This is a genomic window from Bradyrhizobium sp. Ken01, from assembly GCF_055807355.1.
The window spans coordinates 1-240 of sequence record NZ_JBVVPC010000292.1; the positions used below are offsets into that span (position 1 = coordinate 1).

General features: G+C 66.2%; 1 pseudogene. It reads left to right on the forward strand.

Annotated features, from left to right (window positions below):
- Positions 1-240 (forward strand): annotated as a pseudogene (locus tag AC0L3S_RS39705) (TRAP transporter substrate-binding protein); the annotation flags it as partial.

Below are 240 nucleotides of genomic sequence, written 5' to 3' on the forward strand. Positions count from 1 at the left end.
CCTTGCGGTCGGTCGCGGCGATCTGGAAATGCCGGCCGACGCGCAAACAGTCGTCATCTTGCGCAAGAATTTCGTCGTGCTGTGGTCTTCTTCGGGACCGGCGGGCCAGGGCTCCAAGCGAAAGCCGGCGCCGAAACTCAAGGAGATCGCCGATCTCGCAGGGCGCAGGGTAGGGGTGATCGGCGCGACCCCGGCGAACGCCGCGTTGCTGAGAGTCATCCTGAGCGCCGCCGGTGTGGA